The sequence below is a fragment of the Nocardia sp. CS682 genome (genome assembly GCF_004634405.1).
GTDB lineage: Bacteria > Actinomycetota > Actinomycetes > Mycobacteriales > Mycobacteriaceae > Nocardia > Nocardia ninae.
The window spans coordinates 3,900,022-3,925,999 of the sequence record NZ_CP029710.1 but is presented as its reverse complement, the minus strand read 5'-3'; the positions used below and the strand labels follow the sequence as shown (position 1 = coordinate 3,925,999).

Annotated in this window: 24 protein-coding genes; 20 read left to right on the top strand and 4 right to left on the bottom strand. The window is 68.5% G+C overall.

Annotation, left to right across the window (positions count from 1 at the left end):
* The first annotated feature begins 59 nt into the window (after positions 1-59).
* The 3 genes from DMB37_RS17655 (at position 60) to DMB37_RS17645 (ending at position 5,489) form a co-directional block, all read left to right on the top strand.
* Entirely contained in the window at positions 60-797 is a 738-nt protein-coding gene (locus tag DMB37_RS17655; RefSeq protein ID WP_135233648.1) for a phosphoglyceromutase, read from the top strand.
* A 396-nt stretch (positions 798-1,193) separates the two neighbouring features.
* Positions 1,194-3,251: a CocE/NonD family hydrolase gene (locus DMB37_RS17650; RefSeq protein WP_135233647.1), complete on the top strand. Its 2,058-nt coding sequence runs from the start codon at positions 1,194-1,196 to the stop codon at positions 3,249-3,251.
* Between the two features lie 207 nt (positions 3,252-3,458).
* Positions 3,459-5,489: a CocE/NonD family hydrolase gene (locus DMB37_RS17645; RefSeq protein ID WP_135233646.1), complete on the top strand. Its 2,031-nt coding sequence runs from the start codon at positions 3,459-3,461 to the stop codon at positions 5,487-5,489.
* Between the two features lie 93 nt (positions 5,490-5,582).
* On the opposite strand, the gene DMB37_RS17640 is transcribed toward DMB37_RS17645, so the two are convergent.
* Positions 5,583-6,245 carry an NADPH-dependent F420 reductase gene (locus DMB37_RS17640; RefSeq protein ID WP_135233645.1) on the bottom strand — a complete coding sequence of 221 codons (663 nt, stop codon included), beginning with the start codon at positions 6,243-6,245 and terminating at the stop codon, positions 5,583-5,585.
* A 90-nt stretch (positions 6,246-6,335) separates the two neighbouring features.
* On the opposite strand from DMB37_RS17640, the gene DMB37_RS17635 reads away from it, so the two are divergent.
* The 3 genes from DMB37_RS17635 to DMB37_RS17625 all read left to right on the top strand — a co-directional run bounded on the left by DMB37_RS17635 (position 6,336) and on the right by DMB37_RS17625 (position 8,916).
* Positions 6,336-6,743, top strand: a complete 408-nt coding sequence (locus DMB37_RS17635) for a helix-turn-helix domain-containing protein (protein ID WP_135233644.1) — start codon at positions 6,336-6,338, stop codon at positions 6,741-6,743.
* A gap of 251 nt (positions 6,744-6,994) precedes the next feature.
* Positions 6,995-8,230: a cell wall metabolism sensor histidine kinase WalK gene (locus DMB37_RS17630; protein ID WP_135233643.1), complete on the top strand. Its 1,236-nt coding sequence runs from the start codon at positions 6,995-6,997 to the stop codon at positions 8,228-8,230.
* Positions 8,227-8,916, top strand: a complete 690-nt coding sequence (locus tag DMB37_RS17625; protein ID WP_069160635.1) for a response regulator transcription factor — start codon at positions 8,227-8,229, stop codon at positions 8,914-8,916. Before DMB37_RS17630 ends, DMB37_RS17625 begins: the two co-directional genes overlap by 4 nt.
* A 70-nt stretch (positions 8,917-8,986) precedes the next feature.
* Here DMB37_RS17625 and DMB37_RS17620 read toward each other — a convergent pair whose 3' ends face one another.
* Both DMB37_RS17620 and DMB37_RS17615 read right to left on the bottom strand, forming a co-directional pair.
* The gene (locus tag DMB37_RS17620) at positions 8,987-9,319 is read right to left on the bottom strand and encodes a hypothetical protein (RefSeq protein WP_240772429.1); all 333 of its coding nucleotides are present in this window, start codon (positions 9,317-9,319) and stop codon (positions 8,987-8,989) included.
* Positions 9,320-9,397: 78 nt separating this feature from the next.
* Positions 9,398-10,195 (bottom strand): hypothetical protein, encoded by a 798-nt coding sequence (locus tag DMB37_RS17615; protein ID WP_135233642.1) that lies wholly within the window; start codon positions 10,193-10,195, stop codon positions 9,398-9,400.
* Between the two features lie 143 nt (positions 10,196-10,338).
* Between DMB37_RS17615 and DMB37_RS17610 the strand changes: the two genes are divergently transcribed.
* The 9 genes from DMB37_RS17610 to DMB37_RS17570 all read left to right on the top strand — a co-directional run bounded on the left by DMB37_RS17610 (position 10,339) and on the right by DMB37_RS17570 (position 19,047).
* The gene (locus DMB37_RS17610; RefSeq protein WP_135233641.1) at positions 10,339-11,370 is read left to right on the top strand and encodes a Ppx/GppA phosphatase family protein; all 1,032 of its coding nucleotides are present in this window, start codon (positions 10,339-10,341) and stop codon (positions 11,368-11,370) included.
* Between the two features lie 101 nt (positions 11,371-11,471).
* Positions 11,472-13,049 (top strand): hypothetical protein, encoded by a 1,578-nt coding sequence (locus DMB37_RS41370; RefSeq protein ID WP_240772428.1) that lies wholly within the window; start codon positions 11,472-11,474, stop codon positions 13,047-13,049.
* A 128-nt stretch (positions 13,050-13,177) separates the two neighbouring features.
* The gene (locus tag DMB37_RS17600) at positions 13,178-14,044 is read left to right on the top strand and encodes a sugar phosphate isomerase/epimerase (RefSeq protein WP_135237636.1); all 867 of its coding nucleotides are present in this window, start codon (positions 13,178-13,180) and stop codon (positions 14,042-14,044) included.
* A gap of 137 nt (positions 14,045-14,181) precedes the next feature.
* A complete protein-coding gene (locus DMB37_RS17595) occupies positions 14,182-15,063 on the top strand; it encodes a thioesterase family protein (RefSeq protein WP_135233640.1) in 882 nt (293 codons plus the stop codon).
* Between the two features lie 22 nt (positions 15,064-15,085).
* Positions 15,086-15,922, top strand: coding sequence for a pyrroline-5-carboxylate reductase (gene proC / locus DMB37_RS17590; protein ID WP_135233639.1), 837 nt, complete (start codon positions 15,086-15,088; stop codon positions 15,920-15,922).
* Positions 15,923-16,093: 171 nt separating this feature from the next.
* Entirely contained in the window at positions 16,094-16,378 is a 285-nt protein-coding gene (locus DMB37_RS17585; RefSeq protein ID WP_370465384.1) for a helix-turn-helix domain-containing protein, read from the top strand.
* 262 nt (positions 16,379-16,640) lie between these two features.
* Positions 16,641-16,742 carry a 30S ribosomal protein bS22 gene (locus DMB37_RS17580; protein ID WP_003402602.1) on the top strand — a complete coding sequence of 34 codons (102 nt, stop codon included), beginning with the start codon at positions 16,641-16,643 and terminating at the stop codon, positions 16,740-16,742.
* Between the two features lie 248 nt (positions 16,743-16,990).
* Complete coding sequence (locus DMB37_RS17575) at positions 16,991-18,025, top strand: NAD-dependent epimerase/dehydratase family protein (RefSeq protein WP_135237635.1); 1,035 nt, start codon at positions 16,991-16,993, stop codon at positions 18,023-18,025.
* A complete protein-coding gene (locus tag DMB37_RS17570) occupies positions 18,022-19,047 on the top strand; it encodes a lysophospholipid acyltransferase family protein (protein ID WP_135233638.1) in 1,026 nt (341 codons plus the stop codon). The genes DMB37_RS17575 and DMB37_RS17570 overlap by 4 nt, the downstream gene beginning before the upstream one ends.
* Positions 19,048-19,203: 156 nt before the next feature.
* Here the strand turns inward: DMB37_RS17570 and DMB37_RS17565 are convergent, their stop codons facing one another.
* Entirely contained in the window at positions 19,204-20,157 is a 954-nt protein-coding gene (locus DMB37_RS17565) for an HAD family phosphatase (protein WP_240772544.1), read from the bottom strand.
* A 186-nt stretch (positions 20,158-20,343) separates the two neighbouring features.
* On the opposite strand from DMB37_RS17565, the gene DMB37_RS17560 reads away from it, so the two are divergent.
* The 5 genes from DMB37_RS17560 to DMB37_RS17540 all read left to right on the top strand — a co-directional run bounded on the left by DMB37_RS17560 (position 20,344) and on the right by DMB37_RS17540 (position 25,978).
* Entirely contained in the window at positions 20,344-20,604 is a 261-nt protein-coding gene (locus DMB37_RS17560) for a glutaredoxin family protein (RefSeq protein WP_107659576.1), read from the top strand.
* Positions 20,605-20,853: 249 nt separating this feature from the next.
* Entirely contained in the window at positions 20,854-21,729 is an 876-nt protein-coding gene (locus tag DMB37_RS17555) for a redox-sensing transcriptional repressor Rex (RefSeq protein ID WP_135233637.1), read from the top strand.
* Positions 21,730-21,802: 73 nt separating this feature from the next.
* A complete protein-coding gene (locus DMB37_RS17550; RefSeq protein WP_135233636.1) occupies positions 21,803-23,242 on the top strand; it encodes a glutamyl-tRNA reductase in 1,440 nt (479 codons plus the stop codon).
* Between the two features lie 79 nt (positions 23,243-23,321).
* The gene (gene hemC, locus DMB37_RS17545; protein WP_135233635.1) at positions 23,322-24,416 is read left to right on the top strand and encodes a hydroxymethylbilane synthase; all 1,095 of its coding nucleotides are present in this window, start codon (positions 23,322-23,324) and stop codon (positions 24,414-24,416) included.
* On the top strand, positions 24,413-25,978 hold the full coding sequence (locus DMB37_RS17540) for a bifunctional uroporphyrinogen-III C-methyltransferase/uroporphyrinogen-III synthase (protein ID WP_135233634.1): 1,566 nt from the start codon (positions 24,413-24,415) through the stop codon (positions 25,976-25,978). The genes hemC and DMB37_RS17540 overlap by 4 nt, the downstream gene beginning before the upstream one ends.

Here is a 25,978-nt window from a genome sequence, read left to right as displayed (position 1 = left end):
GACCGCGGGCCGCTGGGGAACGATGTGACGGCAATTTCCGCACATGGAAAGATGGCCGCATGACGTACACCCTCGTGCTGCTGCGCCACGGCGAGAGCGAATGGAACGCCCTGAACCTGTTCACCGGCTGGGTGGACGTGCACCTGACCGACAAGGGCATCGCCGAGGGCAAGCGGGCGGGGGAGCTGCTGGCCGAGCACGGCATCCTGCCCGATGTCGTCTACACCTCGCTGCTGCGCCGCGCGATCAGCACCGCGAACATCGCGCTGGACGCCGCCGACCGGCACTGGATCCCGGTGATCCGGGACTGGCGCCTCAACGAGCGGCACTACGGTGCGCTGCAAGGCAAGAACAAGGCGCAGGTCAAGGCGGAGTACGGCGACGAGCAGTTCATGCTGTGGCGCCGCAGCTACGACACCCCGCCGCCGCCGATCGACCCGGACGACGAGTACAGCCAGGAGGGCGACGCCCGCTACGCCGACATCGACGTCCCGAAGACCGAATGCCTGCTCGACGTGGTGCGCCGGATGGTCCCGTACTGGGAGGACACCATCTCCAAGGACCTGCGCACCGGCAAGACCGTCCTGATCGCCGCGCACGGCAACTCGCTGCGCGCCCTGGTCAAGCACCTCGATCAGATCTCCGACGAGGACATCGCCGGCCTGAACATCCCCACCGGCATCCCGCTGCGCTACGAACTGGACGACAACCTTCGCCCGGTGCGCCCCCGTGAGTACCTGGACCCGGAAGCGGCCGCCGCGGGCGCTGCCGCCGTCGCCAACCAGGGCGGTAAGTAACCTTCTTTCCCGGCTCAGCAACGCGCCGCATCCCGAATCGGGGGCGGCGCGTTTGCCGTTTCCGGGCATCGAACAGGGCCCGTGATCGTGCTGGTTAGTTGCTGAGGAGTCGGCATCCGAGCGGCATCTGCGCTGGTCAGGGGTGTTCCTCGCCACACCGATGCGCTGAGTGCCAGTGGTGAATGGCGAGTTCGGGTGAGTGCACAGTAAGCGTCGGTTCTCGATGTTGTTTGCTGGCAAAACGCGCTCTATCAGCTCTTTAGGCGAGGTATTGTCATCGGAGTTGCTGTATGTGAACCTCTATTCGGAATCGATACGTGTTACCCCTTGTCATTACCGACAAGTAGGTATGTACACTTTGGTCGTTCGACCAGCCCGAGAGGTAGATCACTCCTGATGAAGCACGCGTTGCGGTTCACAGTCGCGGCAGTTGCCGCCGCGATGCTCGTCCCGTTTCTCACCAGCGGCGCTTCCGCCGCGCCGGCCCCGACCGGTCCCGACGGCGGAGCCGCGGGCGCGGCTTGGCAGGCGACCCAGGACGGTCCGCAGCAGTATCCGAACATCCACATCGAGTGGGACGTCCCCATCACGATGAGCGACGGAACGGTCTTGAAGGGCAATGTCTATCGCCCCGCGGACGCGGCCAGCCGGCCGATCGATACGCCGACGCCCACGGTGGTCAACCTGACGCCCTACACCAAGCTGGTGTCGAACCTGGCCGACCACGCGCAGTCCATTCCCGGCCTGTCCGACGCGCTGCTCGGGCTGTTCCGCGAGATCGATATGAGCGGCACCCCGCTCTCCGGCGTCACCGACCTGACCAAGGCCTTCGGCGGCGGCGAGCTGCGCAACTTCACCGTCGACCGTCAGCTCATCAAGAGCGGCTACTCGCAGGTCGTCGTCGACGTGCGCGGGACCGGCTTCTCCCAGGGCACCTGGGACATGCTGCGCCAGCGCGAACAGCAGGACACCGTCGAGGTGATCGACTGGGCCGCGCGCCAGCCCTGGTCCAACGGCCGCATCGGCATGAACGGCATCTCCTACTCCGGCATCAACCAGGTGCAGGCCGCGCAGCAGAACCCGCCCGCGCTGAAGGCGATCTTCCCCGTGGTGCCCGGCAGCGACCTGATGAACGACGTGCTGGCCCCCGGCGGCGGCTTCGGCTTCAACTTCATCCCGCTGTGGCTGACCGCGATCAACGGCCTCAAGCTCGTGCCCGATCTGGCGTCGGTGCTCAACGGTCAGTTCGACACCCGATGGCTGGCCGATCGCGCGCGAGATCCGTTGACCTTCATGGATGTCCTGCTCAACGTCTACACCACCGCGCGCGTCGAGGATCTCGATCCGCGCGCGAAGGAACTGCTCACCGGCAGCTCCCGCCCGCGCGACGGCTGGCTCAGCGATCCGTCCAAGATCCAGGTGCCGACCTTCGTCACCGGTGGCTGGCACGATCTGTTCACCTACTCGGAATCGAAGATCTACAACGAGATTCCGCTGCCCGCCGGGCAGAAGCAGCTGCTGATGGGCAACACCTACCACGTCAATTCCGGCAACGAGTACGCCAAGCCGGGCCTGCCGCCGCGGCTGGATGTGTTGCAGCGCGCGTGGTTCGACAAGTGGCTCAAGGGCATCGACAACGGCATCGACGGCTACGGCCCGATCACGTTGCGCCAGCAGGGCGGTGGCTGGATCACCACCGGCTCGTTCGCCGACCCGAGCGTGACCGCCGATGCGCAGTCCGCGACGCATCGGCGGATGTACCTGTCCGCCAACCCGAGTGGCACCGCGAACAGCGTCTACGACGGATCGCTCACCGCCGCCGCCAACGGCGACACCGCGCGGTTGTCCATCGCGCCCGGCCTGACCAGCCTGTGCTCCAACGACGCGGCACAGGGCAGCGCGGGCATCCTGTCGATCATCGACGGCTGCGCCAAGGACTCCAGGATCCAGGAGACCAACGGGCTCACCTTCACCAGTGCGCCGGTCGCCGAGCCGACCTCGGTGTCCGGGCGGATCGCGGTGCGGCTCAACACCGTTCAGGACGCCGCCGACGGTTACTGGGTGGTCACCGTCAACGATGTCGCGCCCGACGGCCAGTCCACCGTGTTGTCCTCCGGGCAGATCATGGCGTCGCTGCGTGAGATCGACGAGGCCAACAGCAGCAAGTCGGCCAACGGCGACTACACCGATCCGCGGCCGTTCACCTCGCTGGAGCACCGGCAGCCGACGGTGCCCGGTGAGGCGACGACGCTGGATATCACCATGCCCGCCACCGAGGCGCTGCTGAAGCCGGGGCATCGGCTGCGCGTCGATGTCTACGCGGGCAATTTCCCGAAGGGGCTGCCGATTCTGCCGATGCTGCTCGATACCGGGCTGAAGGCGCAGCATGTGCAGCTGGATCCGAATAGGCCGAGTTTCGTGAATGTGCCAGTGCGGGGAAACCCCGGTTGGTGATGCCGGCCTGAATATCTCGCAAGGGCGTCTTCGTTTCGAATGATTTCGAGCGAAGGCGCCCTTTCGCGTTTTCGGCATACCGCTGATTTCGCGAGCGAGAGCTTGTGAGCATGCACGAACTTTCGCGATTTTCCAGCGCAGACCAGCGGATCTCTGCTTCCCTCCCCTTTGTTAGAGAGCAACCGTTCCCCTAAGAGAGTGGATTCAATGAGGTATGCGCTCCGCACCGCGGCCTTGGTTGTCGCGGCGGTGGCCTTGGCCCCCTTCCTTTCGCCCTCTGCGGCGGCAAGCCCCGTCGGCCCGGACGGCGGCCTGGCTGGTGCGGCGTGGGCCGCGACCGAGGACGGCCCGCAGCAGTACCCGAACGTCTTCATCGAATGGGACGTACCGATCACCATGAGCGACGGCGCCGTGCTCAAAGGGAACGTCTACCACCCGGCCGACGCGGCGGGACAACCGATTTCGACGCCGACGCCGACCGTCGTCAACATGACGCCCTACACCAAGCTCGGCTCGATGATCGCGGACAGCATGATCTCGATCCCGTGGCTGTCGGACGCGGTGCTGCAGGTGGCCCGCGACGTCGACCTGTCCGGCACGCCGTTCTCCGGCATCACCGATCTCACCAAAGCGCTCGGCGGCGGGCTGCTGCGCAACTTCACCGTGGACCGGCAGCTGATCAAGAGTGGATACACCCAGGTCGTCGTCGACGTCCGGGGAACCGGCTTCTCGCAAGGGATCTGGGACCTGCTGCGCTACCGGGAACAGCAGGACACCGTCGAGGTGATCGACTGGGCGGCGCGGCAGCCGTGGTCCACCGGCGACATCGGCATGAACGGCGTCTCCTACTCGGGGCTGAACCAACTGCAGGTGGCCGCGAAGAACCCACCCGCGCTGAAGGCGATCTTCCCGGTGGTGCCGAGCCGGAATCCGTTCCGGGACTTGGTCGCCCCCGGCGGCAGCCTCGGCGTCACCTTCATGCCCGCGTGGCTCGCCGCGGTCAACGGCGGCAAGCTGGTGCCCGACCTGGCGTCGGTGTTGCGCGGCCAGTTCGACATGAAGTGGCTGATGGATCGGCTGGCCGATCCGTTCACCTTCGTCGACGCGCTGGTGAACGTGCTGATCACGCCGGATATCAATCAGCTCAGCCCCAAGGTGCAGGAGGTGCTGCACTCCGACAGCTCGTTCCGGCAGGCCTGGGAGACCGATCCGAGCCGAATCACCGTGCCCACCTTCGTGACCGGCGGCTGGCACGACGTGTTCGTCAATTCGCAGGCCGACGTATACCGGCGGATTCCGTTGCCGCCCGGGCAGAAGCAGCTGTTCGTGGGCGACGGCTACCACATCAGCAACGGCAACGAGTCCGGTCGTCCCGGCCTGCCGCCGCGGATGGATGTGCTGCAGCGCGCCTGGTTCGACAAGTGGCTCAAGGGCATCGACAACGGCATCGATGAATACGGCCCGGTGACGGTCCGGCAGCAGGGCGGCGGCTGGATCACCGCGCCCTCGTTCCCGCAGCCGGGCGCCGAGCATCGCCGGATGTACCTGTCCGCCGTGCCGAGCGGGACCGCGACCAGCGTGCACGACGGCTCGCTGTTCGCCGCGCCGAGTCCGAGCGTGGACCGGCTCACCGTCGCGCCTGGCCTCACCGGCCTGTGCTCGCGTGACGCGGCCCAGCAGACCATCGGCGTGCTCTCGATCATCAACGCCTGCGGGATGGATTCGCGGATCCAGGAACTCAACGGGCTCACCTTCACCAGTGCGCCGGTCGCCGAGCCGACCACTATCTCCGGCCCGATCGCGGTGCGGCTCAACACGATTCAGGACGCCACCGACGGCTACTGGGTCGCCACGGTGAACGACGTTGCGCCCGACGGACAGTCGACCGTGCTGTCCTCGGGTCAGCTGGTCGCCTCGCTGCGCGCCATCGACGAGGCCCGCAGCACCCGCCTGCCGAACGGCGACTACACCGACCCGGTGCCCGACCTGTCACTGGACAGCAGGCAGCCGACGGTGCCGGGACAACTGACGGCCCTGGACATTTCGGTGCCCGGCATCGAGGCGGTGCTGAAGCCGGGCCACCGGCTGCGCGTCGACGTCTACGCGGGCAACTTCCCGAAGGGTCTGCCGCCGACCCCGCTGCTGGTGGAGAGCGGTCTGCGCCCGCAGCACCTGCTGCTGGACCAGAACCAGCCAAGTTTCGTGAATATCCCGGTACGCGGAAACCCGGGCTGGTAAACCGTAACCCGGTCTGAGCGTGCACTTATCGCCCATCAAAGCTCCATCCCGCGGGGTATGAGCGAATAGCGCGCGCTCAGGCCGGTGCACCGGTTACTGGTCCACCACGGCGAACGCCGCCTCCAGCGGCGGGAAGATGGCGCGCGCGTCCTCGCCCGCGAACCAGAGCCCGACGGTGAACACCGACACGGCCTCCAGATACTTGGCGCGATGCAGTCCGCCCGCCGAAACCGGTTGCAGCTTCAGATCTTCGACGAGGGCTGCGACCCGTGCCAGTGCGTCCGGATCGTCGCCGCACAGCGGCACCCCCAGCCTGCGCTGCTCGAACACGCGAGCATCCGATTCCCACACCTCGGCCGCACACAGGTTGAACGCCTTCACCACATGTGCCCCCGGCGCCGCCGCCGCGATGCGTTCGGCGACAGCCTCTTCCGACAGCACGAACGCCGTCGCACCCTCGGGCGCGGCCGCGTCCGGCTCGTAAGCATTGGTGCAGTCGACCACGGTCCGCCCGTCGAGCAGCCCGTCGACCGTCCGCAACACCTCGTCCAACGCGTCCACCGGCAGCGCAAGCAGCACCACCTCGCCGAACTCCGCGGCCTCGCGAATATTTCCGGCCTGCGCCCCGATCGCGGCTGCCAGCTCGTCGGCCGCGGCCGAGGACCTGGCACCGATGCGGACCTCGTGACCCGCCGCGACCCATCCACCGCCGAGCGCTCGCGCCATCGCCCCGGCACCGATGATTCCGATTCGCATATCCACTCCTAGCTCGAAAGGTCTCGGTACAAACGCTAGGAAGATCGATAGGCACCTGCGGGTGCCCAATGACGCTGGCATGCTGGTGGCATGACCGCCGTGCACGCCGAGCCGATCACCGCCGAACGGGTGGAGTTCACGCCCTACGGCGATTTCGAGTCCGATTGCCCGGCCCGGATGGGCGTCGACGTCTTCGGAAACTCCTGGCTACCGGTCGTCGTCTACATGCTCCGCGATGGTCCGATGCGCCCCAGCGACCTGCGCGCGTCGATCGGCGGCATCAGCCAGAAGATGCTGACGCAGACCCTGCGCCGGATGGAGCGGATGACCCTCATCGAACGCCACCGCTACGCCGAAGCCCCACCACGCGTCGAATACCGCCTCACCGAAGCAGGCCGAGACCTGCTCACCCCCATCTACGCCCTCGGCGAGTGGGTGGACAAGCACGGATCCGCCGTCAGCGCAGGCCTCGCCGGCCCCGACGACGAAGAAGATTGATCTCGTACGCACGAAGAAGACCACTGATCTCGCCACCACATGGGTAACTCAGCGGGTACCAGCTAACTCTGCCGACGCCCCTTTCGCCGCCCGCCGACGGCGCTCACGCCGCACCTGAATCCGGCCTGAAGTCCCGGAGCGGCGGAACAGTACGTAAACGGGGGGCTAACAGGGTCGGAAGTAGCTATGACCTGCACGAAACATCGTGCACCCGGAGTTGGATACGTCCTACGCGACCGTACGATTCAAGTGTGAGTGTTCCGCAAGCCGTGCTACTGGCAGTCCTTGCGGCTGTCGTAGGTCTGGCAGTCGGCGGGCTACTTATCCCCTATATGAACGCCAGGCAGCAGGCCAGGCGGCAGGCCGACTCCGGCCTGACGATGTCGCAGGTGCTCGATCTGATCGTGCTCGCCTCCGAGAGCGGCATCGCGGTGGTCGACGAGTACCGCGACGTGGTGCTGGTGAATCCGCGGGCCGAAGAGCTCGGCCTGGTCCGCAACCGCCTGCTCGACGAGCGCGCCTGGGCCGCGGTGGAGAAGGTGCTGGCCACCGGCGAGTCCGCCGAGTTCGACCTCACCGCGAAGAACCCGGTGCCCGGCCGCGGCCGCATCGCCGTGCGCGGCGTGGCCCGCCAGCTATCGCGCGAGGACACCAACTTCACCGTGCTCTTCGCCGACGACGACTCCGAGCAGGCCAGGATGGAGGCCACCCGGCGCGACTTCGTCGCCAACGTCAGCCACGAGCTCAAGACCCCGGTCGGCGCGATGAGCCTGCTGGCCGAGGCCATGCTCGAATCCGCCGAGGACCCCGAGGCGGTGCGCCACTTCGGGCAGCGCGTGCTCGGCGAATCGCGGCGGCTCGGCAAGATGGTGACCGAACTCATCGCGCTGTCCCGGCTGCAGGGTGCGGAGAAGCTGCCCGAGCTCGAAGTGGTCGACGTGGACACCGTGGTGATGCAGGCGGTGGACCGCTCGCGCACCGCCGCTGAGGCCGCGGGCATCACCGTCAGTACCGACCGGCCCAGCGGGCTCGAGGTGCTCGGCGACGAAACCTTGCTGGTCACCGCCCTATCGAACCTGGTGGAGAACGCGATAGCGTACTCACCGGCCGGCTCACACGTGTCGGTGAGCCGTTCCCTGCGCGGCGACCATGTCGCTATGGCGGTGACCGATCGCGGCATCGGTATCGCCAAGGAAGACCAAGAGCGGGTGTTCGAACGTTTCTTCCGGTCCGATAAGGCCCGCTCGCGCGCCACCGGCGGTACCGGGCTCGGCCTGGCTATCGTCAAGCACGTGGCTGCCAACCACAACGGTGAGATCACGTTGTGGAGCAAGCTGGGCACCGGTTCGACGTTCACCCTGCGAATACCTGCCCACCACGAGGCCGACGGAGAAGAGGATTCCGCCGGTCCGACGGTGAGCATGAGAGAAACAAGCCCGCGCCCCTCGGGGCCGGGCCGACCCAATGGTGTGGAGGCACGCAGATGACGAGTGTGTTGATCGTCGAGGATGAGGAGTCGCTGGCCGATCCGCTCGCGTTCCTGCTGCGCAAGGAGGGTTTCGAGGTCACCGTTGTCGGTGACGGACCATCCGCGCTCGCCGAGTTCGATCGGTCCGGTGCCGACATCGTGCTGCTCGATCTCATGCTGCCAGGCATGAGCGGCACGGACGTGTGCAAGCAGTTGCGCACCCGCAGCGGCGTACCGGTGATCATGGTGACGGCAAGGGACAGCGAGATCGACAAGGTGGTCGGGCTGGAGCTCGGCGCCGACGACTACGTGACGAAGCCATACTCGGCGCGCGAGCTGATCGCGCGCATTCGGGCCGTGCTGCGCCGCGGCGCGGGCGACGAGTTGGACGGCACCAATGAGAGCGGCGTGCTGGAAGCGGGCCCCGTCCGGATGGATGTGGACCGCCACACCGTGCTGGTGAACGGCAAGCCGGTGACGTTGCCGCTCAAGGAATTCGACCTGCTCGAGTACCTGCTGCGCAACTCCGGCCGGGTGCTCACCCGCGGCCAGCTGATCGATCGCGTGTGGGGCGCAGACTACGTCGGCGACACCAAGACCCTCGACGTGCACGTGAAGCGGCTGCGCTCGAAGATCGAGGCAGACCCGGCCAAGCCGGAGCATCTGGTCACGGTCCGCGGTTTGGGCTACAAACTCGAGGCGTGAGCCGACAAAGCTACGGCCGAGGGCGCTGCGAAGCCCTCGGCCGTAGTTCGGCGTCTTGAAGTTCTAGTTCTTAAGGCAGGTAGGTCCAGGTCGGGCCGACGCCGGGGACGTCGATCTTGCGCAACGAGATCCAGCCCAGGTCGTCTTCCTGCATGCAGTCGTAGACGTCCGCGGCGTTGGTGCCGCGGCAGGCGATGGTGCGGGAGGTGCCGTATGGGCTCATGATCAGGTTCTTGCCCACCTTCGCGGCGTTCACGGCGTCGGGGGTGTTGGCGGGCAGGAAGTCGGCGGTGAAATCGGCGTACTTGGCGGGATCACCGTTCGGCTCGGCGTGCGCGATCGCGGGGAGACAGAGTGCGGCGCCGAGGGAAACGGCGGCCAGGGTCAAAACTTTCTTGGACATGACCGCACATCAAACCGCAAACGGGTGAAGATCGCATGCCCTACAGGTGAACGGGGTGCAGGCTCGCATTCCGAGGGCTCACCCGGTCGCGGTGTTCGAACTGTCGCGCATCCGGTCCGCGTGCACCGTCGCCGGATGAATCGCGATGAGGCCGAGCCCCGCTCGACGCTTGCAGTGTCTGGCCAGTTCGTCGTAGGCCGGAGCGCCGAGCAGCTCCTTCAGTTCCGGGCCGTAGGACTGCCACACCGGCCGCGTGCCGACGTGCGCATCGGGCGAGCCGGAGCAGTACCAGTCCAGGTCCTCGCCGCCGGCGCCCCAGCCGCGGCGGTCGTACTCGGTGACCGTGGTGCGCAGGATCTGCACGCCGTCGGGCCGGTCCACCCACTCCTGGGTGCGCCGGATCGGCAACTGCCAGCACACGTCCGGCTTCACCTCGAGCGGCTCGATGCCGCGGCGCAGCGCCATGGAGTGCAGCGAGCAGCCGACACCGCCCGCGAAGCCGGGCCGATTGAGGAAGATGCACGCGCCGTCGAACCGGCGGGTGCGCAGCGCGGGCTCGTCTTCGAGCTCATCGAGCTCCAGGTAACCCTTCTTGGTGACCTTGCCCGCGGCGTCGGTCGCCTCGCCCATCAGCTGCCAATCCGCTGGTGTGAGCATTTTCACAGCGTTCTGCAGGCGCTTGCGGTCGTCCTTGTCGGACAGGAACGCGCCGTGCGAGCAGCAGCCGTCGTCGGGGCGCTCGGCGATGATGCCCTGGCAGGCCGGGGTGCCGAAGACGCACGTCCAGCTCGACAGTAGCCAGGTCAGATCCGCGACGATCAGATGCTCGTCGTTTGCTGGATCGACGAACTCGATCCATTCTCGGGGGAAATCCATGTCGACTTCGGGACTCGGATCGATCTTCCCCGCTGGTCGGGGCCGCGCCGGCCCACTCGCTGATGCGCCTACCGTCACACCTCGGAACGCTAACAGTTCAGTCGCTTAACCTATAGGACCGGATCACCCAGTACCGTGTTCTTGTGCGGCTTGGGGTACTCGATGTCGGAAGCAATACCGTCCACCTGCTGGTGGTGGACGCGCATCGGGGTGGTCACCCCATGCCGATGAGCTCTACCAAGGCCACTTTACGGCTGTCGGAGAACATCGATAACGAGGGCCGGATCACCGAGGCGGGCGCCCAGCGGCTGATCGCCACGGTCGCCGAATTCGCCAGCATCGCTGAGACTTCCCGGTGCGTCGAGCTGATGCCGTTCGCCACCTCCGCACTGCGCGAGGCGACCAATTCCGAGGACGTGCTCGGCCGGGTCCGCGCGCAGACCGGCGTCGATCTACAGGTGCTCTCCGGCGTCGACGAGGCGCGGTTGACCTTCCTCGCGGTGCGCCGCTGGTTCGGCTGGAGCGCGGGACGCATCCTGAATCTCGACATCGGCGGCGGCTCGCTGGAGATGACCAACGGCGGCGACGAGGAACCCGATGTCTCGTTGTCCCTGCAGCTGGGTGCCGGCCGGTTGACCAGAGAGTGGCTGCGCGAGGATCCGCCGGGCAAGCGCCGGGTCAATGTGCTGCGTGACTGGCTCGACGCGGAGCTGACGCTGCCCGCCAAACAGCTGCTCGACGCCGGTAAACCGGATCTGGCCGTCGGCACCTCGAAGACCTTCCGTTCGCTGGCCAGGCTGACCGGAGCGGCACCGTCGGCGGCGGGCCCGCGGGTGCGTCGTACACTCACCAGCTCAGGTCTGCGCCAGCTGATTGCGTTCATCTCGCGGATGACGGCCGCGGACCGTGCAGAATTGGAAGGCGTAAGTTCCGATCGGTCACAGCAATTGGTGGCTGGCGCATTGGTCGCGGAGGCGAGTATGCGGGCACTATCGCTGGAATCCCTGGAGATTTGTCCATGGGCGCTGCGAGAAGGACTGATCCTGCGCAAACTGGATACCGACATGAATGGCGGACCCCGAGCAACCTGCTTACCGGGCCCGGCGACCGACAGCGGCGACCCGGTGCTCGGTGCTGCCGTGCTACCGGGGCCGATAGGGACGGTGTCGTCATGATGGGCGCGCCGGCGAGGTGCAGTCATGAGTGAGCGCAGCGAACGAATCGTGTTACAGCGTGCTTCGCTCGTGACGGAGCCGAGCGCCAGCGAGGTGCAGTCATGAGTGATGATTCCAAACAGCTATCGGTCGCCGAGCTGCTGGCCCGCAACGGGCAGCAGGGCGCGTCTTCCGCAGGTGGTGGCCGACGCCGCCGCGGCGGTCGCGGGATCTCGGTGGCCGAGCTGACCGGTGACATGCCTGCCATCGGCAGCGGTCACTCCTCGCACGCCGCGCCCGACACCGACGTGCCCGACGAACCGGTCTACGAGGCTCCGGCCTACGAGCCGCCCGCGCCGGAACCTGTCTCATACGCGCCACCCGCGCCGGACCCCGCGGCGTATTCGCCGATCTCCGGGCCGATCTCGATGTACGACCCGCTCGCCGCGTACGCCCAGCCCGAGCCGGCCGCCGACCCGTTGCCCGGCCGATCCAACCGGGTGATGCCCGGCCGGGAGATGCCGCCCTCACGGCACGGCGCCCCCGCCGATCCGCTGTCCCCGCGCACGCCGGTCGACGACCTGTACGCCCCCTCGCCCAACCCGTACGCGCCGTCCCCCAACCCGTACGCCCCGTCGCCCAATCCCTACGCGAGCGACCCGGTGCCGGACGAGCCGCAGCCGCGCTCCGGTCGCCGCCGCAGGCAGGACGACCACGACGACCCCACCACCGAGGTGCGCCCGCTGCGCGAGGTGGCCGCGCCCGACCCGGGCGGTCGCGGCGCGGCCAACGGCCGCGCCGAGCGCAACGGCGCCACCGGCGGCCGTGCCGCCCGGCGTCGCGCCGCCGAGGCCGAGGCCGAAGAGGCCGCACCGTCGACCGCCGCATGGTCGCCGTCGGCCGCGGATTACGAGCCCGAGCTGCCGGAGTCGCGCGCCACGGCACCGTGGGCGCCGACGCCCGAGCCGCCGCCGGAACCGCCGCGAAGATCACCACAGCGCAACGGGTCTGCAGAGGGCGCCCTGCCCGCCTGGTCGGCGCGCAGACGCAAACCCGATGCGCCGCAACGCAATGACCCGCCGCCCGAGGTCGAGGGTATTTCGACCGCCGCCTGGTCGCTGGCCAGTCAGGACCAGCAGCTCGTTTCCGGCCAGACGGTCGCGGGCGATCTGCTCAGGGACGGTGTCGAGCGGGCCGAACGCGCGGGCGCCGAACGTGCGGCCGACGCCGCCGGGCGGGGCAAACGCGGTCGCGGCAAACGCGATTCGGGCCGCGCCCCGGTCGATGAGCTCGAGATGTACGACGGCAAAACCGATTTCTTCGAGCCGGTCGACCTGGACGCCGAGCACGACCTCGATGACCTCGACGAGGACGGGCAGTCCGAGCACGCCACGCCGCGCCGGTCGGCCCGGGCGGCCAGGAAGGCCGAGTACGACGCCAACCGCCGCCAGTGGATGATCCTGGGTGGTCAGAGCACCGGCGCGGCCGTCGCGGGCATGCTGCTGTTCAAGGGTTTCGAGCGGATGTGGGAGATGCTCCCCTGGGTGGCGCTGGCCCTGGCGATGATCGTGATCCTCGGTCTGGTGGCGCTGGTTCGGATCCTGCGCCGGACCGACGACGTGCTGAGCACTGTGATTGCGGTCGTTGTCGGCGTATTCGTCACGCTGGGGCCGCTAGCCTTTCTGCTCAGTACGAACTGAGGCAGGGAGCGCCAGTGGGGAAAACCGGACAGGCAGACCAGACCAGGGTGCACCGCGCCCCCGCTGCCGGGGCGCGACCCGCCGCGGTCGCGCCGGGGGAGCCCGAGGGTGCGCCGGATCGGCGCCAGATCCTCGTCGGGCTCTCCACCGCGTCGGTGTACCCGCAGAACACCGAGGCGGCCTTCCGGTACGCGGCCGAACTCGGTTACGACGGCATCGAATTGATGGTCTGGGCCGAACCGGCCAGCCAGAGCATCGCCACCGTGCAGTCCTATGCCCGCAAGTACGACGTGCCGGTGATCGCGATCCACGCGCCGTGCCTGCTGATCTCGCAGCGGGTGTGGGGCTCGGATCCGGTCGCCAAACTCGAACGCAGCGTGCGCACCGCCGAGGCGCTCGGCGCGCGCACCGTGGTGGTGCATCCGCCGTTCCGCTGGCAGCGGCGCTACGCCGAGAACTTCGCCGACCAGGTCGCCGAGTTGGAGGAGCACAGCCCGGTCATCGTGGCGGTGGAGAACATGTTCCCGATGCGGGCCGACACCCTGTTCGGGCGCGGTGCCCGCTCGGTGAAACGGCTGGAGCGCCGGGGCGGGCCGGGCGTCGGGCTCACCGCGTTCAGTCCGTCTTATGACCCGACCGACACCGGTTTCGAGCACTACACCCTCGATCTCTCGCACACCGCCACCGCGGGCGCGGACCCCCTGGCGCTGGCCGCCCGGATGGGTCAGGGCCTGGCGCACCTGCATCTGGCCGACGGCCGCGGCGCCGCGCACGACGAGCATCTGGTCCCCGGCGAAGGCACCCAGCCGTGCGTCGAGGTGTGTGACACGTTGGTACGCAACGGTTTCGCCGGTCAGGCGGTCGCCGAGATCAACACCCAGAACGCCCGGACCACGCAGGCTCGCGCGGCCATGCTGCACCGCACCCTCGCCTTCGCGCGGCTGCATCTCAATGGCCAGACCGCGCCCGCGCCGACCTCGGCCCGCCACGCCTGATTCCGGCACTGTGACGCACGTCGCCGCCGTCCGGCCGACGGGAATGCGCGTGCCGAGCCCACTCGTTCTACGCTGTACGAACGCCGCGTATCAGCAACCCTGATCGCCGACGCGGCAGCTGGACGACAGGAGTGACGATGACAACGGAGCTGGGACTGACACAGGTCACCGCGACCGATGCCCCGTTCAGCCAGGTACTCACGCTGACCGAGCTGGCCCCGAACATCCCCGATACCGGCCGCTACCTGGGCACCATCGGCAAGACCTGGACGATCGGCAAGAAGGTGCACGGCGGCACCATGGTCGCGGCCAGCGCGTCGGCGGGCCTGAAATGGTTGCGTGTGACAGATCCCGCACTCGCCGACATGGCACCGATCGTCGCCAGCTCCGACTTCCTCGGCGCACCCGATCCGGGCGACGTCGAGTACGAGGTGCACATCCGCAAGATCGGCAGGCAGATCTGCCTGGCCGACGTGAATCTGATCCAGAACGGCCGCACGCTGCTGCGCACCGCCCTCACCTTCGGCCACCTCGACGACGCCGAGCCGCGGTTCGCGCGCGAGCACAGCGACATGGCCGTCGAGCCACCGGCCGACGCTGTCGGCTACGAACCGGGCTCCCCGATGGGCCGGATCGTGCACGTCGGCCAGGCCGCCGACCTCTACATCGACCGGGAGTGGGCCCGCTTCCTCGACGGCGAAACGGCCGAACCGCGGCTGCGGCTGTGGATGCGCCCGCGGCCCGCCGACGAGCAGGACCCGGACGTCGCCATGTTCTTCGCGATGATGGCCACCGACATCAGCCCGCCGGTGCCGTACAACCTCGGCCACTACGGCTGGTCGCCCACCGTGCAGATGGTCAGCTTCCTGCGCCGCAAGCCGGCTCCCGGCTGGCTGCGCGTCATCGCGACCACCCACGAGGTCGGCGGCCGCATGTTCGACGAGGACCAGCTGGTGCTGGACTCCACCGGCGCCGTGGTCGCACAGAGCCGTCAGCTGGCGCTGATTCCGCAGCGATGAGCGCCGTCTAGCCTTAACCCCCATGACGAGAATTGCGGTTATCGGTGGCGGGCGCATCGGGGAGGCGCTGATCGCGGGTCTGCTCGAATCGGGGCGGCTGGCAAAGGACCTGGTTGTCGTCGAGACCTTTCCGGAGCGCGGCGCGCAGATCGCCGAGCGCTTCGGCGTGCGGGTGACCGATTCGGTGGCCGATGCCGCGGTCGGCGCGGACCTGCTGGTCGTCGCGGTCAAGCCCGCGGACGTGGACGCGGTGATGACCGCGCTGGGCAAGGCCGCCCTCAGCGACGACCCGAGCGTCGGCAACGATCGGGACCAGATCCTGGTCTCGCTGGCCGCGGGCGTGCCGACGGCGCGGTTGGAGGCGAAGCTGCCCGCCGGTTTCCCGGTGGTCCGGGTGATGCCGAATACCCCGATGCTGGTCGGGCAGGGCATGAGCGTCATCGCACCGGGGCGGCACACGCGAGCGCCGCAGCTGGAGCTGGTGACCGAGGTGCTCGGCGCGGTCGGCAAGGTGGTGACCGTCGCGGAGTCGCAGATGGACGCGGTCACCGCGGTCTCCGGCTCGGGTCCCGCCTACTTTTTCCTGGTCGTCGAGGCCATGGTGGACGCGGGCGTCGGTCTCGGACTGACCCGCGAGGTGGCCACCGAGCTGGTGGTGCAGACCATGGTCGGCGCGGCGGCGCTGCTCGACGAGTCCGAGCAGAGCGCGGTGGAGTTGCGGGCCGCGGTCACCTCACCGGCGGGCACCACCGCCGCCGCGATCCGCGAGCTCGAGCGTGGCGGGGTCCGTTCGGCCTTCCTGGAGGCGCTGCACGCCGCGAAGCAGCGCTCCGCCGAGCAGGGCACGGCCGCCGAATAAACAGCGCGCGACCGGTTGGTTTCCGAAGGGAAAAGCTGATTTCTCACTCCCGTCGCAGTAACACCACTGGTCCCGCTAAGCTTCAAGGAGCACGTGCGTGTCTGTTCCGCCGGTGGGGAAGCCGGCGGCGCGGACGTGCCGGAGGTCAATGGTGCAATGATGTCTAACAAGATGTCTGCAAGTAGCTCAGGAAGTTCGAGTGGCTCAGGTCCCTCAGGCGCCCGGGCTGGTTCCCGGACGCAAGGTGGTTCCGGGTCGCAGGGTCAACCCATGCTCGGCGGCACTCAGTTCCTCACGGTCGCCGAGGTGGCGAGCCTGATGCGAGTGTCCAAGATGACGGTGTACCGGCTTGTGCATTCCGGTGAGTTGCCCGCGGTGCGGGTGGGTCGTTCGTTCCGGGTACACGCCAAAGCGGTGCACGACTATCTGGAGACGTCCTACTTCGACGCCGGATGAACGACTGATCCCACCGCGCTCCACGGGGTGCGGCCCGCCGACGGACCGCGTCCGGCGGCGTTGGATCAGGCGGTTTCGAAGCTAGCTGGACGTGCCGGTACGATGGACCCTCGGTTCGTGTTCGCCCGCCGGTGGCACCGCTTTGTGGTGTCCGGTGGTACCCGGCGGCGCGGACACTGGGCGTGAGGCTTGCCGAGCGACCGGTCAGTTGGCGTACGTGTGTAGCGTGCGCGCCGAGTAGAGAGACGCGAGGAACAACCCTATGGGTTCTGTGATCAAGAAGCGCCGCAAGCGCATGTCGAAGAAGAAGCACCGCAAGCTGCTTCGCCGCACACGCGTGCAGCGGCGCAAACTCGGCAAGTAAGCGCTGCGCGTCAGCTCGAAGGCCCGTCACCGGTAGGTGGCGGGCCTTTTTGTTTGAAATACCGAATTTTGAAACTACGCCGTGTGTCAGGTGACCGAAGTCATCGTTAGATCCTTGTTAATCCCAACGGAACCCGTGAACGCAGCGGCTACCCTAGGAACCGGGGAAATAAATGAAATGGGGGCTTGCCAAGGTGGGATGCGGTGCCGGTGGCTTCTGACGCTCGAGACGGACACACGCCGAAGGCGGTGTTGGTGACCGGTGCCAGTCGCTTCTTCGGCGGCAACGTGGTCGCACGTCTCGCGCAGGATCCCGACATCGAACGCATCATCGCCGTCGACACGATGACCCCGAGCCGAGAGTTGCAGCGGCGCATGGGCCGTGCCGAATTCGTCCGCGCGGACATCCGAAATCCGTTGATCCGCAAGGTGATCGATGGTGGCGCGGTGGACACCGTGGTGCACGCCGCGGTGCTGGCCAGGCCGCCGGCCGGCGCCGGGCGACCGGTGATGAAGGACCTCAACGTGCTCGGCGCGATGCAATTGTTCGCGGTGTGCCAGAAGGCGCCGACGGTGCGCACGGTCGTCGTGCGTTCCTCGTCGGCCGTGTACGGCTGCAGCGCGAAGGACCCCGCGAAATTTACCGAGGAAATGAGTGCGCGCACGCCGCCACGCGGTGAGTTCGCGCGCGACATGATCGACATCGAGGGTTTCCTGCGCGGGCTGGGGCGACGCCGCCCGGATATCGCCACCTCGATTCTGCGGCTGGCGCCGATCGTCGGACCGCGGCTGGCCGGCCGCGGCGTGCAGTATCTGCGTTCACCCATCACGCCGACGGTGTTCGGCCGCGACGCGCGCATCCAGCTGCTGCACGAGGAAGACGCGGTCGCCGCGCTGGCGCATGCCGCGCTGACCGGTCGCGGCGGCACCTACAACATCGCGGGCGACGGCGCGCTCGCCCTGTCCCAAGCGGTGCGGCGGGCAGGCCGGATCGAATTACCGGTGCCGTTCGCGCTGTTCCGCACTGCGGGCCGAGTGTTGATGGGTCCGGTGATGCGCGAATTCTCCGGCGAACAGCTCGACTATTTCCATTTCGGTTGTGGCCTGGACACCACCCGGATGCGGGCCGAACTCGGGTTCGTGCCGCGCTGGACCACGGTGCAGGCCTTCGACGACTTCATCGGGGGCGCAGCGTTGCGGCCCGTAGTCGATCCCGCGTGGATCGATGCCGCAGAGAACAAACTGCTCGGCCTGCTCGGGGCCGGTACGGGAGCACAGCAATGAACGACGTAGCGAAAGTCATCCACCTCCACGACGTGCAGGACGAGGTGCGTCACCGGCCGACCGCCCGACGCTGGCCGGAGCCGGTGCACGGCGAAGCGCCCAGCTCGGTGACCTCGCTCACCGAGCGTCTGGCGGCCGCCGAACCGCCTGCGCCCCAGTCGTTGTCGGACCTGGTGCGCGGCGCGATCGGCAAGCAGATCGGCAAGACCGCCGACTTCGCCCGCCGCCGGATCACCGGCGACTACCAGGTGGACGAGTTCGGTTTCGATGAGCACCTGCTCGAGTCGGTGCTGTTGCCCGCGCTGCGCCCGATGTCGGAACTGTGGTTCCGGGTGCAGGTCAGTGGCATGGCGAATATTCCGGAGGTGGGCGGCGCGCTGATCGTGGCCAACCATGCGGGCACCATTCCGCTGGACGGGTTGATGCTGCAGCTGGCCATCCACGACCGGCACCCGAAGCAGCGGGCGCTGCGCCTGCTGGCCGCCGACCTGATCTTCGAAACCCCGGTGCTCGGTTCGCTCGCCCGCAAGGCGGGGCACACGCTGGCCTGCCGCGAGGACGCCGAACGATTGTTGCGCTCCGGCGAGCTCACCGGTGTCTTCCCGGAGGGCTTCAAGGGCGTCGGCAAGCAGTTCGCCGATCGCTACAAGCTGCAGCGGTTCGGTCGTGGCGGTTTCGTGGCCGCGGCGGTGCGCACCGGCGTGCCGATCATCCCGTGCTCCATCGTCGGGTCCGAGGAGATCTACCCCAAGCTGGCCGATCTGCAGCCGCTCGCCCGGCTGCTCGGTTTGCCGTATTTCCCGGTGACGCCGCTGTTCCCGTTGCTCGGCCCGCTGGGCGCGCTGCCGCTGCCGTCGAAGTGGTACATCGAATTCGGCGAACCCATCCCGACCACCGGCTACGAGCCGGAGGCGGCCGACGACCCGATGACCATGTTCGAGGTTACCGACCAGGTCCGCGAGACCATCCAGTCGACGCTCTACAAGCTGCTCACCAAGCGCCGCAACCCCTTCACCGGCTGAGCAGGCCGTGAACGTTTCGGAGAACGGAGTCCACCCGCAGCAGACCGTGACGACCCTGTTGGTCCGGCGAACGCCGGACACCAGTCGGTAAACCCCTCGGCCGCACTGGTTTCCGGCGTTCGCCGGACCGCCTGGTGCGCTACCGGACGGGTTGGTTCAGTGGTCGCGGCGGCGGGTGACCGCGGCCGCGACGGCGCCGCCGGCCGCGCCGAGCGCCAGGGCCGTCGGCACGCCGATCTTCGCGGCCTTGCGACCGGTGCGGAAGTCGCGGATCTCCCAGCCCCGGTTCTTCGCCACTTCCCGCAGATCCGAATCGGGGTTGATCGCGACCGCGGTGCCGACCAGCGACAGCATCGGCACGTCGTTGTGGCTGTCGGAGTACGCGGTACAACGCTTGAGGTTCAACCCTTCTCGGATCGCCAGCGTGCGCACCGCGTGCGCCTTGCCGAGCCCGTGCAGGATGTCGCCGACCAGCCGTCCGGTGAACGTGCCGTCCACACTCTCGGCCACCGTGCCGAGCGCGCCGGTGAGTCCTAGCCGCTTGGCGATCACCTGGGCCAGCTCGACCGGGGTCGCGGTGACCAGCCAGACCTGCTGGCCCGCGTCCAGGTGCATCTGTGCGAGCGCCCTGGTGCCGGGCCAGATCTTGTCGGCGATGATCTCGTCGTAGATCTCCTCGCCGAGGGCGGCCAGTTCGGCGGTGGGGCGCCCGGCGATGAACGCCAGCGCTTTCTCCTTGCCGCTGACCATGTCTGAGCTGTTCTCGCGCCCGGTGACCCGGAATTTGACCTGCTTCCAGGCGACGTCGACCAGATCGGAGGTCTTGAAGTACTTGCGCGCGGCCAGACCTCGGGCGAAATGCACGATCGAGGCGCCCTGCACCATGGTGTTGTCCACATCGAAGAACGCCGCCGCCGTCAGGTCGCGCGGCACCTCGGGGCCGGTCTCGTCCGCCTCGGCCAGCGCCAATTCGGCGTCGTGCAGCGACAATGCGGCGTCCGCGCTGGCCTCACCGGCCAGGTTGGCCCGCAGCTCTTCCTCACTGGGGCCGAAGGGGCTGCGCGGGATGCGGGCCAGCTGATCCTGCAGGCCCTGACCGATCGGACCCAGATTCCACCGCGCCGGAAACTCGCCGAATCGTCCCGCGATGAATCCGGCCCTTGCCACCTTCGATCGTTCCGGCACCAGTACCTCCGCCCGTCGCGCGAACCACGTCCACAGTAACCGGGTCGGCCGACAGTCAGCGCAGTACCTGGCACACCGATCCCGGCGTGGCGAGGGGATTTAATATCCGCCATGACCAATCCCACACCTTCGGTGACACTGTTGACGAGATCCGGCTGTGGCCTGTGCGCGACCGCGCTGGACCAGCTGCGGGTGATCTGCGCCGATTACGGCATCGAGCCCGCGACGGTGGATGTCGACGCGGCCGCGGCCACCGATCCCGGCCTGCGCGCGGAGTTCGGTGACCGGTTGCCGGTAGTGCTGCTCAACGGTCGTGAGCACAGCTATTTCGACGTTGACGAGGCCCGATTGCGGGCCGACCTGAGCCGCTGACCGGTAGCGATGACTGTCCGTTTCCGCCGCAGCGCTGGTCGCGGCGGAAAATGAGGCCAATTTCACCGACTTTGTGAAGGGCTGCACAAGCAGTTACGGTGGTGGCACGCGGACCCGCTTGCCGAGGCTGCGGGCCCACCGCGTAAAGACACAGCATTCCGACACTTCGACCATGGCACCGGACCGTCCCGGGCCAGAGGTCCAGCGACGAACCGTAACCCGATCGGGCCGGAACGAGGAGCCGACGACGTGACAGAGCAGCATGAGGCGCCGGGCGGCGTCTCCGGCAGGGCTCTGCAGAAGGACATCCCGCAGGCCACCGTCGCGCGACTGGCGACCTATCTCCGGGTCCTCGCCACGTTGGCCGACGAAGGTGTTGCCATCGTATCGAGTGAGGAACTCGCTGTCGCGGCGGGTGTCAATTCGGCGAAGTTGCGCAAGGACCTTTCCTTCCTCGGACCCAATGGCGTACGGGGTGTCGGCTATGACGTAGCCAGGTTGCGGGCAAGGATCGAGGATGTGCTCGGCCTGTCGCAGGGACACCGCGTGGTGCTCGTCGGCGCCGGGAATCTCGGCCGGGCCCTGGTCGGCTACGGCGGGTTCCAGCGGCGTGGCTTCACCGTGGTCGGCATCTTCGACAACCACCCCGAGGTGATCGGCCTGTCGGTCGCCGGTTTGGTGGTGCGCGACGTCGCCGGGCTGGCCGAGGCGGTCGAAGCGCTCGAACCCACCATCGCGGTCATCACCGTGCCCGACGACGCGGCCCAGGACGCCTGCGACCGGCTGGTCGCGGCGGGGCTGCAATCCATCCTGAGCTTCGCGCCCTGTGAGCTGATCGCCCCCGCGACGGTCGAACTGCGCCGGGTCGATCTCGCGGTCGAACTGCAGATGCTGTCGTTCGAGCGAGTGCGCAACGCGGACAACGCGTCCGAGGCCACGGCGAACACCGAGGCTCCGCCGAACACCGAGGCCGCGCGCCCCGCCGCGGGCCGGCTCAGCCGCCGCGCGCCCACCGCGCACACCTCGGCCATCCATCAGGCACTCAAGCATTCGGCAGCCGCGCATACGGCGTCCTCGCATACGGCAACGGAGCCAAGCAGCAAGGGATCGGTGGTTACTCCATGAGTGAGCGTAGCGAGCGAATCGTGACACAGCGCGCAACGCGCGTGCCTGCGCCGAGCGCTAGCGAGGTGCGGGCATGAGCGTTCTTCTGGTCGGGATTTCGCACAGGAGTGCGCCCGTCTCGGTGCTGGAAAAGGTTGCCATCACCGACGCCGACCGGCCCAAGCTGATCGACCGCATGCTGACCTCGAGCCATGTCTCCGAGGCGATGATCGTCTCCACCTGTAATCGCGTCGAGGTCTACGCCGTAGTCGACGCCTTCCACGGCGGTCTCGCCGAGGTCGGCGACCTGCTCACCAAGCATTCCGGGTTGCCGCTGCCCGATCTGACCAAGCATGCCTACGTCCGCTACAGCGAGGCCGCCGCCGAGCACCTGTTCGCGGTGGCCAGCGGCCTGGATTCGATGGTGATCGGCGAGCAGCAGGTGCTCAGCCAGATCCGCGGCGCCTACGCCTCCGCCGACGCCCAGCAGGCGGTCGGCCGGACGCTGCACGAGCTGGCCCAGCACGCACTGCGGGTCGGCAAGCGGGTGCATTCGGAGACCGGCATCGACCGGGCCGGCGCGTCGGTCGTCTCGGTGGCGCTGGATCGCGCGCAGCACGTCCTCGGCCCGCTGGCCGGGCAGACCGCGGTGGTCGTCGGCGCCGGTGCGATGGGCAGCCTTGCGGTGGCGCACCTTTCGCGGGCAGGCATCGGCCGGATCATCGTGGTGAACCGCACCACGGCGCGGGCCGCGCGGCTCGCCGAGACCGCGGGCAGCTACGGCGTCGCCGCCGAGGCGATGGAACTGTCCAGGCTCACCGAGGCGATGGCCGTCGCCGATGTGGTCATCACCTGTACCGGCGCGGTCGGCAACGTGGTGACGCTGGCCGACACCCACCGGGCGTTGACCGAGCGCGAGCGCGGCCTCGAATCCGCCACGGCCGAGCGGCCGTTGGTGTTCTGCGACCTCGGCCTGCCCCGTGATGTCGAACACGCCGTGGCCGGACTGCCCGGCGTGACGGTGATCGACATCGAAACCTTGCAGCGCGATCCCGCCGCGGGCGCGGCCGCCGACGACACCGCCGCCGCCCGCGCGATCGTCGCCGACGAGCTCGCCAAATACCTGACCGGCCAGCGGATGGCCGAGGTCACCCCGACCGTCGCCGCGCTACGCCAGCGCGCCGCCGAGGTGGTCGAAGCCGAACTGCTGCGGCTGGATTCGCGGCTGCCCAGCCTGGCCGATCCGGAACGCGACGAGGTGGCCCGCACGGTGCGCCGGGTGGTCGACAAGCTGCTGCACGCACCGACGGTGCGGGTCAAGCAGCTGGCCTCCACCCCGGGCGGCGACAGCTACGCCGAGGCGCTGCGCGAGCTGTTCGAGCTGAAACCGGGTGCGGCGCAGGCGGTGGCCGCGCCGATGGAGATCACCGCGATCGGTGACCACGCGGGCATCCTGCTCACCGACGCCGATATCGCGCTGGCCGACGACTTCACGGCCAGCCATCGCGCCGACGAACAGGGGCACCCGGCATGAGCGCGCGGGGCGAACGAACCATCGGCACCGTGCGACGAAAGGCCGGTACGGCCGCGCCGAGCACCCGCGGGGTGCGGGCATGACACTCGTGCAGGAAGAGGACAACGTGACGGCAGGCAGCACCGGCGCGCCGTGGCGCATCGGTACCCGAGGCAGCTTGCTCGCGCTCACCCAGTCGGGCACCATCCGCGACGCGCTGATCGCCGCCGGACACGAAGCCGAGCTGGTCGTGGTCAAGACCGCCGGTGACCTGTCGTCGGAACCGGTGCAGCAGATCGGGGTCGGCGTGTTCACCTCGGCGCTGCGCGACGAGCTGGCCGCGGGCACCATCGACATCGCGGTGCACTCCTACAAGGACCTGCCGACCGCCCAGGACCCGCGCTTCACCATCGCCGCCATCCCGGCCAGGGAGGATCCGCGCGACGCGCTGGTCGCCCGCGACGGCCTGGTGCTGGGCGAGCTGCCCGTGGGTGCCCGCGTCGGTACCTCCGCGCCGCGGCGCGCCTCGCAGCTGCGGGCGCTCGGCCTCGGCCTGGACATCGTGGCGCTGCGCGGCAACCTGGACACCCGGTTGCGCAAGGTCAGCGAAGGCGAACTCGACGCGGTCGTGGTCGCCAGAGCGGGCCTGGCCAGAATCGACCGGCTCGACGCGGTGACCGAGGCCTTGGAGCCGGTGCAGATGCTGCCCGCCCCTGGCCAGGGTGCGCTGGCCGTCGAATGCCGCAGCGACGACAACGAACTCATCGAGGTGCTCACCGCGCTGGACGATGCCCCCACCCGTGCGTCGGTGCTCGCCGAGCGGGCGTTGCTGGCCGAACTGGAGGCGGGCTGCACCGCGCCGATCGGCGCGCTCGCCGAGGTGGTCGAGTCGATCGACGAGGACGGCCGGATCTTCGACGAACTGTCACTGCGCGCCTGCGCGGCCGCCGTCGACGGCTCCGATGTGCTTCGTGCCTCGATAGTCGGAGCGCCTGCGAACGCGGATGAGCTCGGCCGCGCGCTGGCTCGCGAGTTGCTCGATCTGGGCGCGCGCGAATTGCTCAGCGTCACCGAACAATCCAGCACATCCCAAGGGCTCAGCGCCCACGAACCGGAGACCGGTTCGGATACACAGGCGGTGAATGCGCCCGCCCCAGACTTCACCCAACCCAGCCCAATGGAGAACAACCAATGAGCGGTCGAGCTACCAAGAAGCATCCTGGTCGGATCCTTTTCGTCGGGTCAGGTCCGGGCGACCCGGCGCTGCTCACCGTGCGCGCTCGCGAGGTGATCGGGCGCGCGACGCTCGCCTTCACCGACCCCGACGTCGACAAGGGCGTGCTCGCCCTGATCGGGACCGCGGTCGAGCCCGGCGCCGACGGTGAGCCCTCGGTCGACGTGCGGCCCGCCCTCGGCGAGCCCGCCGAGGTGGCCAAGACGCTGATCGCCGAGGCCCGCAACGGCCACGACGTGGTCCGCGTCGTCGCCGGTGACCCGTTGACGACCGATTCGGTGATCGCCGAGGTCAACGCGGTGACCCGCTCGCACATGGTGTTCGAGGTGCTGCCCGGCCTGCCCAACGGCTCGGCCGTGCCGAGTTACGCGGGCATCGCGCTCGGCTCCGGGCACACCGAGGCCGACGTGCGCGGCGAGGTCGACTGGGCCGCGCTGGCCGCCGCGCCCGGACCGCTGGTGCTGCACGCGACCTCGGGCCATCTGGCCGAAACCGCGAGTGCCCTGGTGGAGCACGGCATGGCGCCGCAGACCCCGGTCGCGGTGACCGTGCGCGGCACCACCAGGCAGCAGCGCACCATCGAGGCCACCCTGGCCACGCTGAACAGTGCCGCCTCCGAGCTGGTCGGCCCGCTGGTGGTGACCATCGGCAAGGTGGTCGCGGCGCGTTCGAAGATGTCCTGGTGGGAGTCGCGGGCGCTGTACGGCTGGACCGTGCTGGTGCCGCGCACCAAGGATCAGGCGGGCGAGATGAGCGAACGGCTGGTCACGCACGGCGCCATTCCGATGGAGGTGCCGACGATCGCGGTCGAGCCGCCGCGCAGCCCCGCGCAGATGGAGCGCGCGGTGAAGGGCCTGGTCGACGGCCGCTACCAGTGGGTGGTGTTCACCTCCACCAACGCGGTGCGCGCGGTGTGGGAGAAGTTCGCCGAGTTCGGTTTGGACGCACGGGCTTTCTCCGGCGTGAAGATCGCCTGCGTCGGTGAGGCCACCGCGGACAAGGTGCGCTCGTTCGGTATCAATCCGGAGCTGGTGCCGAGCGGCGAACAGTCCTCCGAGGGTCTGCTCGCCGACTTCCCGCCCTACGACGACGTTTTCGACCCGGTGAACCGGGTCCTGTTGCCGCGCGCCGACATTGCCACCGAGACGCTGGCCGAGGGCCTGCGGGATCGCGGCTGGGAGATCGACGATGTCACCGCCTACCGCACGGTGCGTGCCTCGCCGCCGCCCGCGGAGACCCGCGAGATGATCAAGACCGGCGGTTTCGACGCCGTGCTGTTCACCTCGTCCTCCACCGTCCGCAATCTGGTCGGCATCGCGGGCAAGCCGCACACGCGCACCATCGTCGCGTGCATCGGCCCCAAGACCGCCGAGACCGCTATCGAATTCGGTCTGCGCGTCGACGTGCAGCCCGAGGTCGCCCAGGTCGGCCCGCTGGTCGAGGCGCTGGCCGAACATGCGGCCCGGCTCCGCGCCGAGGGCCTGCTGCCGCCGCCGCGCAAGAAGAGCCGCCGCAGCCGCTGA

Coding starts and splice junctions, on each gene's coding strand:
- DMB37_RS17655 (WP_135233648.1), top strand. CDS start 60: ATGACGTACACCCTCGTGCTGCTGCGCCACGGCGAGAGCGAATGGAAC.
- DMB37_RS17650 (WP_135233647.1), top strand. CDS start 1,194: ATGAAGCACGCGTTGCGGTTCACAGTCGCGGCAGTTGCCGCCGCGATG.
- DMB37_RS17645 (WP_135233646.1), top strand. CDS start 3,459: ATGAGGTATGCGCTCCGCACCGCGGCCTTGGTTGTCGCGGCGGTGGCC.
- DMB37_RS17640 (WP_135233645.1), bottom strand. CDS start 6,245: ATGCGAATCGGAATCATCGGTGCCGGGGCGATGGCGCGAGCGCTCGGC.
- DMB37_RS17635 (WP_135233644.1), top strand. CDS start 6,336: ATGACCGCCGTGCACGCCGAGCCGATCACCGCCGAACGGGTGGAGTTC.
- DMB37_RS17625 (WP_069160635.1), top strand. CDS start 8,227: ATGACGAGTGTGTTGATCGTCGAGGATGAGGAGTCGCTGGCCGATCCG.
- DMB37_RS17620 (WP_240772429.1), bottom strand. CDS start 9,319: ATGTCCAAGAAAGTTTTGACCCTGGCCGCCGTTTCCCTCGGCGCCGCA.
- DMB37_RS17615 (WP_135233642.1), bottom strand. CDS start 10,195: ATGGATTTCCCCCGAGAATGGATCGAGTTCGTCGATCCAGCAAACGAC.
- DMB37_RS41370 (WP_240772428.1), top strand. CDS start 11,472: ATGAGTGATGATTCCAAACAGCTATCGGTCGCCGAGCTGCTGGCCCGC.
- DMB37_RS17595 (WP_135233640.1), top strand. CDS start 14,182: ATGACAACGGAGCTGGGACTGACACAGGTCACCGCGACCGATGCCCCG.
- proC (WP_135233639.1), top strand. CDS start 15,086: ATGACGAGAATTGCGGTTATCGGTGGCGGGCGCATCGGGGAGGCGCTG.
- DMB37_RS17585 (WP_370465384.1), top strand. CDS start 16,094: ATGTCTGCAAGTAGCTCAGGAAGTTCGAGTGGCTCAGGTCCCTCAGGC.
- DMB37_RS17580 (WP_003402602.1), top strand. CDS start 16,641: ATGGGTTCTGTGATCAAGAAGCGCCGCAAGCGCATGTCGAAGAAGAAG.
- DMB37_RS17570 (WP_135233638.1), top strand. CDS start 18,022: ATGAACGACGTAGCGAAAGTCATCCACCTCCACGACGTGCAGGACGAG.
- DMB37_RS17560 (WP_107659576.1), top strand. CDS start 20,344: ATGACCAATCCCACACCTTCGGTGACACTGTTGACGAGATCCGGCTGT.
- DMB37_RS17550 (WP_135233636.1), top strand. CDS start 21,803: ATGAGCGTTCTTCTGGTCGGGATTTCGCACAGGAGTGCGCCCGTCTCG.
- hemC (WP_135233635.1), top strand. CDS start 23,322: ATGACACTCGTGCAGGAAGAGGACAACGTGACGGCAGGCAGCACCGGC.
- DMB37_RS17540 (WP_135233634.1), top strand. CDS start 24,413: ATGAGCGGTCGAGCTACCAAGAAGCATCCTGGTCGGATCCTTTTCGTC.